The 15,444-nt window shown below is 66.5% G+C and carries 14 protein-coding genes; 7 read left to right on the top strand and 7 right to left on the bottom strand.

Translation table 11 applies throughout. The features are described from left to right. Window positions 1–77 precede the first annotated feature (77 nt). Entirely contained in the window at window positions 78–2,810 is a 2,733-nt protein-coding gene (secA, locus tag EWE75_RS03980; protein WP_130155399.1) for a preprotein translocase subunit SecA, read from the top strand. Between the two features lie 100 nt (window positions 2,811–2,910). Here the strand turns inward: secA and rsmA are convergent, their stop codons facing one another. The 4 genes from rsmA to EWE75_RS04000 form a co-directional block, all read right to left on the bottom strand. Then, the gene (rsmA, locus tag EWE75_RS03985) at window positions 2,911–3,744 is read right to left on the bottom strand and encodes a 16S rRNA (adenine(1518)-N(6)/adenine(1519)-N(6))-dimethyltransferase RsmA (protein ID WP_130155400.1); all 834 of its coding nucleotides are present in this window, start codon (window positions 3,742–3,744) and stop codon (window positions 2,911–2,913) included. Then, window positions 3,741–4,733: a 4-hydroxythreonine-4-phosphate dehydrogenase PdxA gene (gene pdxA, locus EWE75_RS03990; protein WP_130155401.1), complete on the bottom strand. Its 993-nt coding sequence runs from the start codon at window positions 4,731–4,733 to the stop codon at window positions 3,741–3,743. The genes rsmA and pdxA overlap by 4 nt, the downstream gene beginning before the upstream one ends. A 16-nt stretch (window positions 4,734–4,749) precedes the next feature. Continuing rightward, window positions 4,750–6,135 carry a peptidylprolyl isomerase gene (locus EWE75_RS03995; protein WP_130155402.1) on the bottom strand — a complete coding sequence of 462 codons (1,386 nt, stop codon included), beginning with the start codon at window positions 6,133–6,135 and terminating at the stop codon, window positions 4,750–4,752. Window positions 6,136–6,221: 86 nt separating this feature from the next. Continuing rightward, entirely contained in the window at window positions 6,222–8,459 is a 2,238-nt protein-coding gene (locus EWE75_RS04000) for an LPS-assembly protein LptD (protein WP_130155403.1), read from the bottom strand. Between the two features lie 161 nt (window positions 8,460–8,620). Here EWE75_RS04000 and EWE75_RS04005 point away from each other — a divergent pair, with 161 nt between their 5' ends. From EWE75_RS04005 to ndk, 3 genes are all read left to right on the top strand, one after another. After that, window positions 8,621–10,087 carry a leucyl aminopeptidase gene (locus EWE75_RS04005; RefSeq protein WP_130155404.1) on the top strand — a complete coding sequence of 489 codons (1,467 nt, stop codon included), beginning with the start codon at window positions 8,621–8,623 and terminating at the stop codon, window positions 10,085–10,087. Between the two features lie 96 nt (window positions 10,088–10,183). Further along, a complete protein-coding gene (locus EWE75_RS04010; RefSeq protein WP_130155405.1) occupies window positions 10,184–10,624 on the top strand; it encodes a DNA polymerase III subunit chi in 441 nt (146 codons plus the stop codon). A 79-nt stretch (window positions 10,625–10,703) separates the two neighbouring features. Continuing rightward, complete coding sequence (gene ndk / locus EWE75_RS04015) at window positions 10,704–11,126, top strand: nucleoside-diphosphate kinase (RefSeq protein WP_069206651.1); 423 nt, start codon at window positions 10,704–10,706, stop codon at window positions 11,124–11,126. A 103-nt stretch (window positions 11,127–11,229) separates the two neighbouring features. Here the strand turns inward: ndk and EWE75_RS04020 are convergent, their stop codons facing one another. From EWE75_RS04020 to EWE75_RS04030, 3 genes are read right to left on the bottom strand one after another with little or no spacing between them, the layout of a single operon-like run. Continuing rightward, window positions 11,230–12,090, bottom strand: coding sequence for a hypothetical protein (locus EWE75_RS04020; protein ID WP_130155406.1), 861 nt, complete (start codon window positions 12,088–12,090; stop codon window positions 11,230–11,232). Beyond that, on the bottom strand, window positions 12,087–12,443 hold the full coding sequence (locus EWE75_RS04025) for an MmcQ/YjbR family DNA-binding protein (RefSeq protein WP_231708202.1): 357 nt from the start codon (window positions 12,441–12,443) through the stop codon (window positions 12,087–12,089). The genes EWE75_RS04020 and EWE75_RS04025 overlap by 4 nt, the downstream gene beginning before the upstream one ends. After that, window positions 12,440–13,750: a replication-associated recombination protein A gene (locus tag EWE75_RS04030; protein WP_130155408.1), complete on the bottom strand. Its 1,311-nt coding sequence runs from the start codon at window positions 13,748–13,750 to the stop codon at window positions 12,440–12,442. Before EWE75_RS04030 ends, EWE75_RS04025 begins: the two co-directional genes overlap by 4 nt. A 100-nt stretch (window positions 13,751–13,850) precedes the next feature. Between EWE75_RS04030 and EWE75_RS04035 the strand changes: the two genes are divergently transcribed. The 3 genes from EWE75_RS04035 (at window position 13,851) to msrB (ending at window position 15,328) form a co-directional block, all read left to right on the top strand. After that, on the top strand, window positions 13,851–14,438 hold the full coding sequence (locus EWE75_RS04035; RefSeq protein ID WP_130155409.1) for a PadR family transcriptional regulator: 588 nt from the start codon (window positions 13,851–13,853) through the stop codon (window positions 14,436–14,438). An 83-nt stretch (window positions 14,439–14,521) separates the two neighbouring features. After that, entirely contained in the window at window positions 14,522–14,842 is a 321-nt protein-coding gene (locus EWE75_RS04040) for a DUF2218 domain-containing protein (protein WP_130155410.1), read from the top strand. Between the two features lie 36 nt (window positions 14,843–14,878). Further along, entirely contained in the window at window positions 14,879–15,328 is a 450-nt protein-coding gene (gene msrB, locus EWE75_RS04045; RefSeq protein WP_130155411.1) for a peptide-methionine (R)-S-oxide reductase MsrB, read from the top strand. Window positions 15,329–15,444 lie beyond the last annotated feature (116 nt).

The following is a 15,444-nucleotide window of genomic DNA, read 5'->3' on the forward strand; positions in this document are numbered from 1 at the left end:
CCACCATCTTTTCTCCGACAGTACCGCAGCCGGGCTGATGTCCGCGCGCGATCCTCTTGAATATACAGGACATCCCCATGCTCGGCGGCCTTGCCAAATCCCTGTTCGGTTCCTCGAACGAACGCTACGTCAAATCGCTCGGATCGATCGTCAACAAGATCAACGGTTTCGAGCCGACGATCTCGGCCATGTCGGACGATCAACTCGCCGCGCAGACCGTCGCCTTCCGTGAGCGGCTCGGTAATGGCGAGGCGCTCGACAGCATCCTCCCCGAAGCGTTCGCGACCGTCCGTGAGGCGGCCAAGCGCACGCTCGGCCAGCGCCATTACGACGTGCAGATGGTCGGCGGCATCGTCCTCCATCGCGGCGAGATCGCCGAGATGCGTACCGGCGAGGGCAAGACGCTCGTCGCGACGCTCGCCACCTATCTCAACGCGCTGCCCGGCACCGGCGTCCACGTCATCACCGTCAACGATTATCTCGCCGCGCGCGATGCCGGCTGGATGTCGCAGGTCTACAGCTTCCTCGGGCTGACCACCGGCGTCATCATCCCCAACCTCAGCGACCAGCAGCGCCGCGATGCCTATGCCTCGGACATCACCTACGGCACCAACAACGAATTCGGCTTCGATTACCTGCGCGACAACATGAAGTATGATCGCGCATCGATGGTGCAGCGGCCGTTCAACATGGCGATCGTCGACGAGGTCGATTCTGTGCTGATCGACGAGGCGCGCACCCCGCTCATCATCTCCGGCCCGACCGACGACAAGACCGATCTGTACCGCAGCGTCGATCTCGTCGTGAAGCAGCTCACCGCTGAGGATTATGAGAAGGACGAGAAGCAGAAGTCGATCATCCTGACCGAAGACGGCACCGAGAAGGTCGAGCGGATGCTCGAAAACGCCGGGCTGCTCGAAGGTGCGAACCTCTACGATTTTGAGAACACGCAGGTCGTCCACCACGTCAACCAGTCGCTGCGCGCGAACATGATGTTCAAGGCCGACACCGATTATATCGTCAAGGACGGCAAGGTCGTCATCATCGACGAATTCACCGGCCGCATGATGGACGGCCGACGCTGGTCGGACGGTTTGCATCAGGCGGTCGAGGCGAAGGAAGGTGTCGATATCGAGCCCGAGAACCAGACGATGGCCTCGATCACCTTCCAGAACTATTTCCGCATGTATCCCAAGCTCGCCGGCATGACCGGCACGGCGGCGACCGAGGCGGCGGAATTCTACGACATCTACAAGATGAACGTCGTGACGATTCCGACCAACGTCGCTGTGAAGCGGGTCGATGAGGAGGACGAATTCTACAAGGATACGCAGGACAAGTTCCAGGCGATCGCCAAGAAGATCCGCGTCCATGCCGAACTCGGCCAGCCGGTGCTGGTCGGCACCGTGTCGATCGAAAAGTCCGAACTGCTGAGCGAATTCCTCGTGCAGGAGCAGGTGCCGCACAAGGTTCTGAACGCGCGCTTCCACGAGATGGAGGCGCATATCGTCGCACAGGCCGGCCGCAAGTCGGCGGTGACGATCGCGACCAACATGGCGGGGCGCGGCACCGACATTCAGCTCGGCGGCAACCTCGAATTCCGCATGCTCGACGAACATCCCGACCTCGTCGAAGGCACGCCCGAATTTGACGCGGCCGCCGCGCGCATCAAGCAGGAGATCGCCGCCGAGAAGCAGGCGGTGCTCGATGCGGGCGGTCTGTTCGTGCTCGGCACCGAGCGCCACGAGAGCCGCCGCATCGACAACCAGCTTCGCGGCCGGTCGGGTCGTCAGGGCGATCCCGGCTTGTCGCGCTTCTACCTCAGCCTCGACGACGATCTGCTGCGCATCTTCGGGCCGGACACGCTGTTCGCCCGCATGATGCGTTCGAACATCGGCGACGGCGAGGCGATCGGCTCGAAGTGGCTGTCGAAGGCGATCGAGACCGCGCAGAAAAAGGTCGAAGCGCGCAACTACGATATCCGCAAGCAGGTCGTCGAATATGATGACGTGATGAACGATCAGCGCAAGGTGATCTACGAGCAGCGCGCCGACATCATGGATGCCGACACCGTCGGCGATGTCGTCGAGGACATGCGCGCCGAGACGGTCAACGCGATCGTCGGAGAGGCGTGCCCGCCCGGCACCTATCCCGAACAATGGGATATCGCCGGCATGAAGGAGAAGCTCCAGACCCAGCTCAACATCGCGCCGCCGATCGATGACTGGCTCGCCGAGGAAGCGATCGATCCCGAGATCGTCGTGGAGCGCGCCCGCGCCGCCGCCGACGCGCATGTCGCCGCCAAGGCCGAGGGGCTTGAGCCGGAGACGTGGGTGCAGATCGAGAAGTCGATCCTGCTCCAGAACCTCGACCATCACTGGAAAGAGCATCTCGCCACCGTCGAGGCGCTGCGTCAGGTCGTCCACTTGCGCGCCTATGCGCAGAAGACGCCGATCAACGAGTATAAGCAGGAGGCTTTCCAGCTCTTCCAGCGCATGCTCGATATGATCCGCGAGGAAGTGACGCGGACGATCGCTTATGCCGAGTTCCAGTTCCAGGCGCCGCCTGAACTGCCCCAACTGCCTGACTTCATCACCACGCACTTCGACCCGTTCACCGGCGAGGACGACACCTACGATTTTGACGGCGCCGGCATGGTGACGAGCGCGATCCCGACCTTGTCGATCCCGCGCCCGGACGGCCACGAAATCGGCCAGGACCCGGCGCAGTGGGTCGGCAACGTCAGCCGCAACGCGCCATGTCCGTGCGGGTCGGGGCTGAAGTACAAGCACTGCCACGGCGCGGTCTGAGGGGCTAAGCGTCGCCCCGGCGCAGGCCGGGGCCGCTGTGTAATCTGGTGGGCCGGCTGCCCCAAACATGACGGCCCCGGCCTGCGCCGGCGCGACGGAGTTATTTGGCGGCCCCGACCGCCCGCGCCAGAGCGACGAAATCGGCGACCGACACGGTCTCCGCGCGCCGGGCCGGGTCGATGCCGATCGTGTCGAGCGCCGCGAGCGCGCCGGGCACGGGCTTGAGGCTCTGGCGTAGCATCTTGCGGCGCTGCCCGAACGCCGCCGCCGTCAGCCGTTCGAGAATACCGAGATCGACGCCCTCGGGCGCGTCGCCGGGCACGATATGCACCACCGCCGACATCACCTTGGGCGGCGGTGTGAAGGCCGAGCGATGCACCGGCATGGCGAGCCTTGCGGTGCTGCGCCACTGCGAAAGGATCGCGAGCCGCCCGTAAGCGTCATCGCCCGCGCTCGCGACGATGCGGTCGGCGACTTCGCGCTGGAACATCAACGTCAGGCTCTGCCACCACGGCTCCCACGGGGCGCTCAGCCACCGCACCAGCAAGGCGGTGCCGATATTATAGGGCAGGTTGGAGGCGATGTGCGGCTTGCCCTCGAACAGGGCGGGCGCGTCGATCTCCAGCGCATCGCCCTCGATCACGCGTAACCGCCCAGGAAACGCCTCACCGAGTTCGGCGAGCGCGGGGATGCAGCGATGGTCGCGCTCGATCGCGGTCACCCGCGCACCGGCGCCGAGCAAGGCACGCGTCAGCCCGCCGGGGCCAGGGCCGATCTCCAGCACCTCGGCATCGGTAAGATCGCCCGGCACCCGCGCGATCCGCGCCAGCAATTGCGCGTCGAGCAGGAAATTCTGCCCCAGCGCCTTGCTCGCGGCGAGCCCGTGGCGCGCGATCACCTCGCGCAGTGGCGGCAGGTCGTGGACGGGTGTCACGCGCGTACAGCGCGCCGCGTCGCCGCTTCGCCCGCCATTGCGATCGCCGCGATCATCGCGCCCGGCTCGGCGACGTCCTTGCCGGCGATGCCGAACGCCGTACCGTGATCGGGCGAGGTCCGCACGATCGGCAGGCCGAGCGTGATGTTCACGCCGTCGTCGAAGTGCAGCGTCTTGATCGGGATCAGCGCCTGATCGTGGTAGCAGCACAAGGCGACGTCATAGCCGGTGCGCGCGCGGCCGTGGAACATCGTGTCGGCGGCGAACGGCCCGCTCGCATCCACCCCCTCGGCGCGAAGCTGCTCGATCGCGGGCAGGATGACGTCGATCTCCTCGCGACCGATCTTGCCGCTCTCGCCGGCATGCGGGTTGAAGCCGGCGAAGGCGAGGCGCGGGTTCAGGATGCCGAAGTTGCGCGCGAGCCCGCGTGCGGTGGCGCGGCCCTTGGCGGCGACCAGCTCGATCGATAGCAGCCCCGCCACGCTCGCCAGCGGCACATGCGTGGTGATCGGCACAACGCGCAGGTCCGGGCCGGCGAGCATCATCACCGCATTCTCGCCGGAGATGCCGCAGCGTTCCGCGACGAACTCGGTTTGGCCGGGATGGCTGAAGCCGATCTGATAGAGCTGCGCCTTGGACACCGGCGCGGTGACGATCGCGCCCGCCGCACCCGACCGAACCAGCCCGACCGACATCTCCAGCGCGCGAAGCGCACAGCGCGCGCCTTCGACATCGGGGGTGCCGGGCGTGATCTCGCCGCCATCGGCGACACCGAGCACGGGTAGGCCCTCGTCGAACGCACCGGCGGCCTCGGCGGGATCGCGGATGACGCGAACCGGCCCCTGCCACACCTTCGTCACCGCGCGCGCATCGCCCACCGCGAAGAACGGTGGCAGGCCGCGCGCCGCGCGCCGCTCCCAGGCCTTGGCGATGATCTCCGGGCCGATCCCGGCCGGATCGCCCATCGAGACGGCGAGCGGCTGGATCATCCCCGGTTCCCTTCGATCAGCGATATTCGATCACGGCGTCGCGCCGCAGATCGCGCAGCATCTGCTGGGCGCGCCGGTTGACGCGCTGCTGCTCCATCTGGTTGCGGATCTGGTCGACGCCGGGCAGGCTGCTGTCCTTGGGGTCGTCACGACCGCACATCACCAGCGCGCGCACGCCATCCTTCTGCGAGCCGAACGGGGGCGTGGATTCGCCGACCTGGAGCTTGAGCAGAATCTCCTGCAACTGCGGCGGCAGGTCGCGGATCTTGACCGCATCGTTGTCGACCACGTCGGCGCCGATCGTCGCTGCGACCTTGGCGACGCCGCCGCAGCCGTGGATGCCCTGGATTTCCTTGGCAAACAGCGCGACGCGGGCATTGGCGTCGGCCTGCGTCAGATTGGGCGCGAACTTCACGCTGATCTGCTTGAGCGACAGTTTGGCGTCGCGCGGATCGGCTTCGAGTACCTTGCGCTTGTCGACGAGGTACAGGATCGAGAAGCCGCCGGGCACTTCGATCGGCCCGGCGATCTGGCCGACGCTCATCTGCCGCGCGGCTTCGGCCAGGCTGGTGGGGAGCGCGCCAAGCTGGCTCGCGCTCACCCAATCGAGATCGCCGCCGGTGCTGCGCGTCGTCGCTTCGGAATATTGCGCGTAATATTCGAACGGCTTGGTGCCCTTCTGAATCTCGGCGATCATCTGCTTTTCCTGGTCGAACACCTGCTGCGTGCGATCCGGCCCGGCCGAGAGATAGATTTCCTTGAGGTGATATTCCTCGCTACCCTTGGACTTGGTCATGCGGTCCATGATGATCTTGATCTCTTCATCACCGACGTTGACCTGCGGTTCGACCTTGCGGCGCAGGTAGCGGCTCCACGCCAGTTCCGCCTCGATCTGGCGCTTGAGCGACCGATCCGACGATCCCGACTGGCGCAGATAGGCGCGGAAATCGGTGGGCGACTTGCCGAAATTGCCGGCGACGCGGTTGAATGCCTGCGTGATCTCGTCCTGCGTGATCGAGACCTCATTGGCCTTGGCGTCCTGAATCTGGAGCGTCTCGTCGATCAGCGAGCGCAGCACCTGGAGCTTCAGGCGTTCCTTGTCCTCCGCGCTGAGGTTGAGCTGGTTCGCGGCCATGATCAGCCCGACGCGCTGGTCCACATCGGTGCCGGTGATGACGCTGTCGTTGACGATCGCGGTCGCCTTGCGGACGTTGGGATCGACCTTGCCGAAGATCTGGAGGTTGTTGGGAAGGTCGAGCGAGGTCTGCGGCGTGCTGTCGTCGCCAACCGTCTGCGCGATCGAGGATGCCGTCATCGACACCGCCGCGAGACCGGTGCCGGCAAGAGCCATGATGCGGCCGAACCGGGCCACCCCGACGGACTTTGACTTGATCGACTTCATCTTCACCTGGTCAAAATTCCCATCCCGCGCGTAGCCGCGCAACCCCGAACGTACCCCGAAATGCCGGTACGCACCTGAACCATCGCTTAGCGGCCGAGATTCTTGAACGCCAGCGTCAACAGGTAGCTGTTGCCCGCCTGTGCGTCGCCGGTGTTCTGGTAATCGCGCTTCCACGTCAATCCGAGGCGGAGGCAATCGTCTTCATATTGCACGCCGAGCCGGTGCCGCACGGGGCTGAAACCGTCGGCGCGCGACAGCGGATCTTCCGCGCGATCGGTCAGGTCGATCACGGTCGATCCGAACACCGACCAGAAGCGCTTGATCTGGACGCGCCCGCCGACACGCAATTCCTCGCGATCCTGCAGATCCTCTAGGATCGGCGTGATGTCGCGGTTGAGCCGGAGGTAGCCGACCAGCAGATAGGTGGCACGCGAGCCGACCGTCGCATCGAGCTCGTTGCGGCGCACCGTCAAAGTGTCCTTGTCGAGCCGGTAGCGGTGTGTCAGCGACACGAAATCGTGGAAGCGGACTTCGGTGCGGCCGACGATGTCGGAGAATCGGTCGGTCAGGCCGGTGCCGTTGAGGAACAGGCTCGGGCGTGCGTCGAGCCGGTAGCTCTGGCCGATGTTGGTTTTGATCGAGATGCCGGGCAAGTCGACTGCCCAGTCCGCCCCGTAGGTGACGCGGCTCGAATCCTCGAATCGGTCGTAGCCGGAGAAGCGGTTGAGCGCGAACAGGTTCGAATCGTCGAGATCGATCGCGCGGGCATCCTCGTTGGGGATGTTGATGTTGGCGATGTGCGGCGACGCGACGATCTGCACGCGCGGCGTGAACCGCTGCGTTCCGCTGAGGAAGGTGCCGATGAACGGCCATTTCACATCGACCGCCAGCGCACCGATCGCACGCGTCTGCCACCCTTCGAGGCCGCGATAGCTCGCCACGTCGGTCGCGCCCACGTCGCTCGCATGGTAGACATCGCCGCGGCCGTAGGCGGTGAACGTCACTTCCTGGCCCCACGGCGTCAGCCGGCGCAAATCCCATTGGAAGCTGGCGAAGGCGCGCTGGGTATCCTGGCCCTCGGTCCTGGAAATCGCGAGGCTGTTCGCCTGCAACTGCACCTTGCCGCCGAGGATGCCGTCGTCGAAGCGGTAGCGCCAGTCGATCTCGGGCAGCGCGATCGGCTGGAGGCCCTGCTTGTCGGTGACGCGCAATGTCTGAACGTACCAGCCGCTGATCGCGAAATACGCGTTCTGGCTGATCCGCTCCAGGCTGACGGTCGAGCGCAAACGCGCGTCGCGCGAGAGGTCGTAACGCCGCAGGAAGGTCTTGTCGCTGGCGTAGCGCAGCGAGCCGCCAAGGCTCCAGTTCGGGCTGAGCTGGAAGTGCGCGACGCCATCGACATAGCCGCGCAACGCATTCTCGGTGGGCACCGGCGTCGCCGACTGGAGATCGTCGCTTTGGCGGCTGACCGTCACATAGCCGCCGATCCGGTACGCGCCGGCATCGGTCAGCGCGCGGAAATCGGTGTGCAGCATCGGCGACGTGGCCGTGAACAGCATCGGCGTGACGATGAGGCTGCGATTGGGGCCGAGCGCGACGTTATAGGGCTGCGCGAACTCGAAGCCGTTGACGCGGTCGTAGCGGAAATCGGGGCTGAGCAGGCCGCTCTGGTTGCTGCCGCCAACCGGGTTGGAGAAGGCCGGCAAGGGCAGCGTCGGCAGGCCGAACAGGTTGATCCGCGCGCCCTTGTAATAGATGCGCTGCTTGTCGGGCCGGTAGGTGACGCGCACCGCCGTGATCTTCCACGACGGCTCCTTGGGGCAGCCGGCAGCGCTCGACACCGCGCATGGCGTGTAGGCGGCGTCTTCCATCGTCACGGTTTCGTCGAGCGCGCGCGTGCCCTTGCGTGCGGCAAGGCGGCCGCCGTGTTCGAGCACGATCAGCATGTTGTCGATCATGCCGTCCTTGAGCGAATCGGTCAGTTCGATCGAATCGCCATAGGCGGTGTCGCCGCCCGGATTGGTGACGACGATGCTGCCGATCGCCATCACCTTGCCGGTCTTGCGGTTCCACACCACCTTGTTTGCGCGCAACCGGTCGCCCGAGCGGTACATGCGGACATCGCCGGTCGCGGTGACGGTCTCGCCGTTCACCTCGTAATCGAGCGAATCGGCGCTGAACTGCACCTGATCGTCGCCGACGGCGGGCGCCGAGGAGGGCGGCGGCAGCGCGACATCGGGGGTCTGGAGATCCTGCGCGTGCGCCGCGCCGACCGAACAGGCGAACGGTAGCACGCAGGATGCTAGGAACAAGGAACGCTTCACGTCGGCACTGCACCCCGGAGTCCGCGCGAAAGGCGGTGGCTGAATGCCGCCCTATCGCACTGGCGAGGCGATGCTGCAACGGCGCTGCTTTGCCAGCACCGCGCGGCTGGCCTAGATACGCCCGACTCACCGCATTTGAACGAACCCGAGGGCCATTCCCGATGAAGATCGAATTTTCCGCCGCCGTGCCCGATGTGGCCGCGCCGCTCGCCCTCACGGTCGAGAAGGATGCGCTCGCGCGGCTCGCCTCGCCAGCGCTCGACGCGGCGGGGATCGCGCTTGCGCAGGCGGTGGCGCGCGCCAGCCGGTTCGAGGGCGAGGCCGGTAGCGTGGTCGAACTGTTCGTAGGCGCCGAGGCGCGCCGCGTGCTGCTGCTCGGCGTCGGTGCGGGCAGCGAGACCGATTACGAGCGTGCCGGCGGCGCGCTGACCGCCAAGCTGCTGACCTCGGGCGCGACGCACGTCTCGGTCGATCTCGGCGGCTCTGCACCGACTGCGATTGCGGCCGCGCGGTTCGCGGCGGCGGCGGCGCAGCGCGCGTGGCGGTTCGACGTGTACCGCACCAAGCTCAGCGACAAGGCCAAGCCGACGCTCGCCGCGATCACGCTGCACAATGCGCCGGACGGCACCGCCGCCGCCTGGGCGCGGCAGGATGCGGTGACGCAGGGGCTCGAACTGACCCGCACTTTGGTCGCCGAGCCGGCCAACATCATCTACCCGGAGAGCTTCGTCGATCGCGTGCTCGCGTCGGTGGAAGGTCTCGGCCTCGACGTCACCGTGCTCGGCGAGGCGGAGATGACAGACCTCGGCATGGGCGCGCTGCTCGGTGTCAGCCAGGGGTCGGTGCGCGAGGCCAAATTGCTCGCGCTCAAATGGAACGGGGCAGGGGACGGCGATCCCGCGCTCGCCCTGGTCGGCAAGGGCGTGACCTTCGATACCGGCGGCATCTCGATCAAGCCCGGCGCGGGCATGGAAGACATGAAGTGGGACATGGGCGGCGCGGGCGCCGTCGTCGGCGCGATGAAAGCGCTCGCTTTGCGCAAGGCCAAGGCCAATGTGATCGGCGTCTGCGGGCTCGTCGAGAACATGCCCGACGCGGCCGCGCAGCGCCCCGGCGATGTGGTGACGTCGATGTCGGGGCAGACGATCGAGGTCATCAACACCGATGCCGAGGGGCGGCTGGTGCTGTGTGACGTGCTGACCTGGGTGCAGCGCACGCATCGGCCCAAGACGATCGTCGACCTCGCCACCCTGACCGGCGCGATCATCATCAGCCTCGGCACCGAACATGCCGGCTGCTTCGCCAACGACGATGCGCTGGCCGATCAGTTGCTCGCCGCCGGCAAGGCATCGGGCGACCTGCTGTGGCGCTTTCCGCTCAGCGATGCGTACAACAAGCTGATTGATTCGCCGATCGCCGATATGAAGAACGTCGGCCCGCGCGGTGGCGGCTCGATCACCGCCGCGCAGTTCATCCAGCGCTATATCGACGCCGGCGTGCGCTGGTCGCACCTCGACATCGCCGGCATGGTGTGGGCCGACAAGGCCGGTGCGACCTTCGACAAGGGCGCGACCGGATATGGCGTGCGGTTGCTCGATCGGTTTGTGGCCGATAACTTCGAAGCGTAATTCGTCGCCCCGGCGCAGGCCGGGGCCGCTGGGTTTGATGCGCTCGGTTCGCCAATTTACGCAGCGGCCCCGGCCTGCGCCGGGGCGACGAGGGTTATGAAGGTCGATTTCTACCATCTCACCGTCACCCCGCTCGAACGCGCGCTGCCGCAGATCGCGGAGAAGGTGCTGGCGAGCGGCGGCCGGCTGCTGATCGTCTCCGACAGCGAGGCGCAGCGCGCCGCGCTCGATCGGCTTTTGTGGACGTATACGCCCGAGAGCTTCCTTCCCCACGCGCAGGCCGGCGCGGGCGATGATGCCGCGCAGCCGGTGCTGATCGTACCCGTGCCCGAACCCGCCAACGCCGCGCGCAACGTCGCCATCGTGGACGGCGTGTGGCGCGACGCCGCGCTCGGGTTCGATCGCGCGTTCCACTTCTTCGACGAGGACCGCATCGTCGAAGCCCGCGCCGCCTGGCGTGCGCTCGGTGACCATGCCGGGGTCGAGCGGCGCTACTGGAAGCAGAACGACTCGGGCCGCTGGGAACAGGCCGCGTAACGCGCGGCCTTGCGCTGGTTTCCCCACCCGACTAGGGAGCCGCGACTTCCCGCTATTCAAACACAGGAGCTTCACGGTCATGGCCGCGAACCGCACTTTCTCGATCATCAAGCCCGACGCCACCCGCCGCAACCTGACCGGCGCCGTCACCAAGATGCTGGAGGAAGCCGGCCTGCGCGTCGTCGCCTCGAAGCGTATCCACATGAGCCGCGAGCAGGCCGAGGAATTCTACGGCGTCCACCGCGAGCGCCCGTTCTTCAACGATCTGGTGACGTTCATGATTTCTGGCCCGGTCGTCGTGCAGGTGCTCGAAGGCGAGAACGCCGTGCAGCGCAACCGCGACATCATGGGCGCGACCAACCCCGCCAATGCCGATGCCGGCACGATCCGCAAGGAACTCGCCGAATCGATCGAGGCGAACTCGGTCCACGGTTCGGACAGCGACGAAAACGCCGCCACCGAGATCGCGTTCTTCTTCAAGCCGGAAGAAATCGTCGGCTGATCGACGGCTTCCCGGGTGACGAAACGGGCGGCATGCGTCGCCTCGTTTCGTCACCGGCGACATCGCCGGCGCCCCCCACCAAGCTTGACCGCGCGTCCTGACGTCAACCGACGCCGAACGTCCAGCCCTCGGTGCGCGCGATCAGCGGGGTGAGCGCGGCCGGTCGCCACAGCTCTGCACGCCCGGCCTGCGCGCGCAACCACGCGGAAGCGAGGATCGCGTCCGTGGCATGATCGGTATAGCGCGTGAGCGCCGCGTGCGGGCGTGACCCGATCGCCGCAAGCGCGGTATCGAGCGCGGCGGCGTCGCGCAGCTTGCTCAGTCCTTTACGCATCCCCGCCGCGCGCGCCGCGATCGTGGTGTAGATTTCGACGACGAGCGCGCCGCTCCTGGGCACCGGATCGAACGGCCACACCGGAATCGCGGGGCCGAGATGGTGGAGCAACCGCATCCCCGCGAAGCTCGCCTTGGCGACCTGCGATGCGCCGATCGCGTCGTACAGAGTCGAGAGCTTGCCGCCGCCCTGCGCCTTATACGCCATCTCGCAGCGGCGATGGTGCAGGAACTGCGCCTTCGGCCCGTCCGCCGCGCCGAGGTAGAAATGCGTTCCGCGCCGGCTTTCGAGGAATGAGGCCGCGCCCAGGTCCGCATCCGGGCTGTGCGAATCGACATAGCCCCAAAAGGCGCGCGCGGTGACGGGGGTGTCTTCGCCAGGCAGATAGGCGCGGCGTTCGACGAACGGCGGCGCGAAGCTGAAGTCGAAGCCGATCAGCATCGGCTTCTCAGCATGCGCCTTCAACCACGCGAGGATTTCGGCGCGCGACCACGCGCTGCCCGGCGGATCGACCAGCACCGGCGCGGCATCGCTCGCCGCGCACACCGCCAGCGCGATCCCGGGATGCCGCGCGCCCTTCGCGCCCGACCAGTCGATCGCGGCGAATGTGGTGAAATGGGTAGGGCTCACGGCCGCGCCCCGAAACCCTTGCGCTGCGCCTTGCTCGCCTTGTCCCACCACGCGCGGCGAATGACGGTCGCGACACGCTCGGGATCGGCGCTGCCGTAGCGCACCAGCAACCCCGGCCAGCCCTCGTAATGTTTGGTCTGCCAGAACGTCTCGGGATCGGTGTCGAGCAACACCGCCTTCTCGTCATGCGGGCTGGGAACGTGAAAGCTCCCTGCCTCATGCCCCGGCGAGACGAACGCCTTCTTGTTCACCTTGGGGCAGGGCGTGCCGTAATACGGGTCCATAGAGCTGTCGGGCAAAGTCAACGCGAACGCCACGACCTGCTCCCAGCTATCGAACGTTCCGACGCTCACGGCTTGCCCTTCAACTCCGCCCACCATGCCATCCGCTCGGCGATACGCTTTTCCAGGCCGCGATCGGTCGGCGTGTAGAAGGTCTGCGGCGCCATCTCCTCGGGCCAGTAGTTCGATCCCGAATAGCCGGCGTCGGTATCGTGATCGTAGGCGTAATCCTTGCCGTAGCCGATGTCCTTCATCAGCTTGGTCGGCGCGTTGAGGATGTTCTGGGGCGGCATCAGCGAGCCGGTCTCCTTCGCCACCCGCCACGCCGCCTTCTGCGCGGTGTAGGCCGCGTTGGATTTGGGCGCGGTTGCGCAATACAGGCACGCCTGCGCGATCGCGAGTTCGCCCTCCGGGCTGCCGAGGAACTCATACGAATCCTTGGCGGCGAGGCACACCACCAGCGCATTCGAATCGGCGAGGCCGATATCCTCCGAGGCGAAGCGCACGATCCGCCGCAGCACGTACAGCGGCTCCTCGCCGGCGGTGAGCATCCGCGCGAGATAATAGAGCGCCGCCTGCGGATCGCTCCCGCGCAACGATTTATGCAGCGCGGAGATGAGGTTGTAATGCCCCTCGCGATCCTTGTCGTAGACAGCGACGCGGCGTTGCAGGAACGCCGACAGCCCGGCCGCGTCCAGCGGTTCGGGCAGATCGACCGAGAACAGGGTCTCCGCCTGGTTGAGCAGGAACCGCCCGTCGCCATCGGCGCTGGCGACGATCGCCTCGCGCGCGTCCGGGGTGAGGGGCAGGGGCCGTTCCTCCAGCGCTTCGCCACGCGACAGCAAGAGTTCGAGCGCGGCGGCGTCGAGCCGGCGCAGGATCAGCACCTGCGCGCGACTGAGCAACGCGGCGTTGAGCTCGAACGACGGATTCTCGGTGGTCGCGCCGACCAAAGTGACCGTGCCGTCCTCGACATAAGGCAGGAAGCCGTCCTGCTGCGCGCGGTTGAAGCGGTGGATCTCGTCCACGAACAACAGCGTGCGTTTGCCGATCCGGGCATGCTCGCGCGCCTCGGCGAACGCCTTCTTGAGATCGGCCACGCCCGAGAACACCGCCGAGATCGCGACGAAGCGTAAGCCCACCGCATCGGCGAGCAGCCGCGCGATCGTCGTCTTGCCGGTGCCGGGCGGCCCCCACAGGATCATCGACGAGAGCCGCCCCGCCGCCACCATCCGCCCGATCGCGCCCTCGGGGCCGGTCAGGTGATCCTGCCCGACGACATCCGCCAGCCGCTGCGGGCGCAGCCGGTCGGCGAGCGGCGCGGTGTCGGGCACGTCCGTCGTGGCGGGGGGATCATAAGCGGCGAAGAGGTCGGCCATCCGCCCAAGATAGGGCGCGCGGAAAAAAATGCACGACGGCTCTTGCGTAAAACGACTCAAGATATATCTTAGAGGCATCGTGTTATAGAAAAGGAACGATATGTTTGGTTTTAACAAACGCGCCGGGGGCTTTGGCCACGGCCATCATCACCATCACGGCATCGGCCGGGGTGGTTTCGGGGGCGGCTGGGGCGACGGTCGCGGCGGTGGAATGGGCGGCGGGCGTGCGCGCCGCATGTTCGACGGCGGCGAGCTCAAGCTCGTGCTATTGAAGCTGATCGCGGACTCACCGCGCCACGGCTATGATCTGATCCGCCAGATCGAGGAGATCACCGGCGGCGCCTATGCGCCCAGCCCCGGCGTGGTCTATCCCACGCTGACGCTGCTCGACGACATGGGGCTGATCGAAGCCGGCAAGAGCGAGGGCGCCAAGAAGCTGTTCACCGCCACCGAGGCGGGCATCGCCCACCTCGCAGAGAACGCCGAACTGGTCGAAATCCTGTTCGCGCGGCTCGCCGAAGTCGGCAAGCACAGCGCCCGCACCGATGGCGCGCCGATCCGCCGGGCGATGGGCAATCTCCGCATGGCTTTGCAAAACCGGCTGACGGCGGAGGAGGTCGATACCGAGACGCTCCACCGCATCACCGCGCTGCTCGACGAGGCCGCGCAGAAGATCGAGCGCCTCTAAAAATGACCCGGTTGCAGATGCTGCGCAAGCGGCTCGCGATCGTTACGCCGGGGCATGACGCCCCGGCGAGAAAGGACTTGAACATGACCATCAGCGCAACCGCCACCGTGCCGACCGAGAGCGCGAGCAAATATCTGCAACAGGTGTGCAAGCACTGGCAGCACAATCTCGCGGTCGAATTCACCCCCGATCACGGTACGATCGTCTTCCCCAAGGATGCGCGCGGCGCCGACTGGCCGGCCGATGCGCTGGTGACGTTCGATGCGCGCGACGCCGGCCTCGACGTGCGGATCGATGCGAGTTCGGACGAACAGCTCGAAGGGTTGAAGGGCGCGGTCGCGCGCCACGTCGACCGCTTCGCCTTCCGCGAGGCACCGCTACCGTTCGACTGGAAGCCGGCCTGACCTGACCCTATATTTGGCGACGAACGGAGATTCATCATGGCACGTTATGAAAAGACCGACGCCGCCGTCGCGGCGCTAACGCCCGAGCAGTTCCGCGTGACTCAGCAATCGGGCACCGAACGCCCCGGCACCGGCCCGTTGCTCTACAACAAGGAGCCGGGCATCTACGTCGACATCGTTTCGGGCGAGCCGTTGTTCGCCTCGTCGGACAAGTTCGAATCCGGCTGCGGCTGGCCGAGCTTCACCAAGCCGATCGAGCCCGCCAACGTGGCCGAACTGCGCGACGCGACGCATGGCATGGTCCGCACCGAAGTCCGCTCGGCGAACGGCGACAGCCACCTCGGCCACGTCTTCGACGACGGCCCGCGCGATCGCGGCGGTTTGCGCTACTGCATCAACTCGGCGTCGCTCCGCTTCGTCCACCGCGACGACATGGTCGCGCAGGGCTATGGCGACTATCTGCCGCAGGTAGAAGAGGTGGCGTAAGTTCGACCAATCCGTTCGTCCCGAGCGCGTCGAGGGGCACGCGATACGCATGGTGTCTCGACGTCGCTCGACAAGAACGGATTGGGATTGTCCGTCCACCTCTAACCGTTCGTGTC

This window comes from Sphingomonas populi (assembly GCF_004208535.1).
GTDB classification, from domain to species: Bacteria; Pseudomonadota; Alphaproteobacteria; order Sphingomonadales; family Sphingomonadaceae; genus Sphingomonas; species Sphingomonas populi.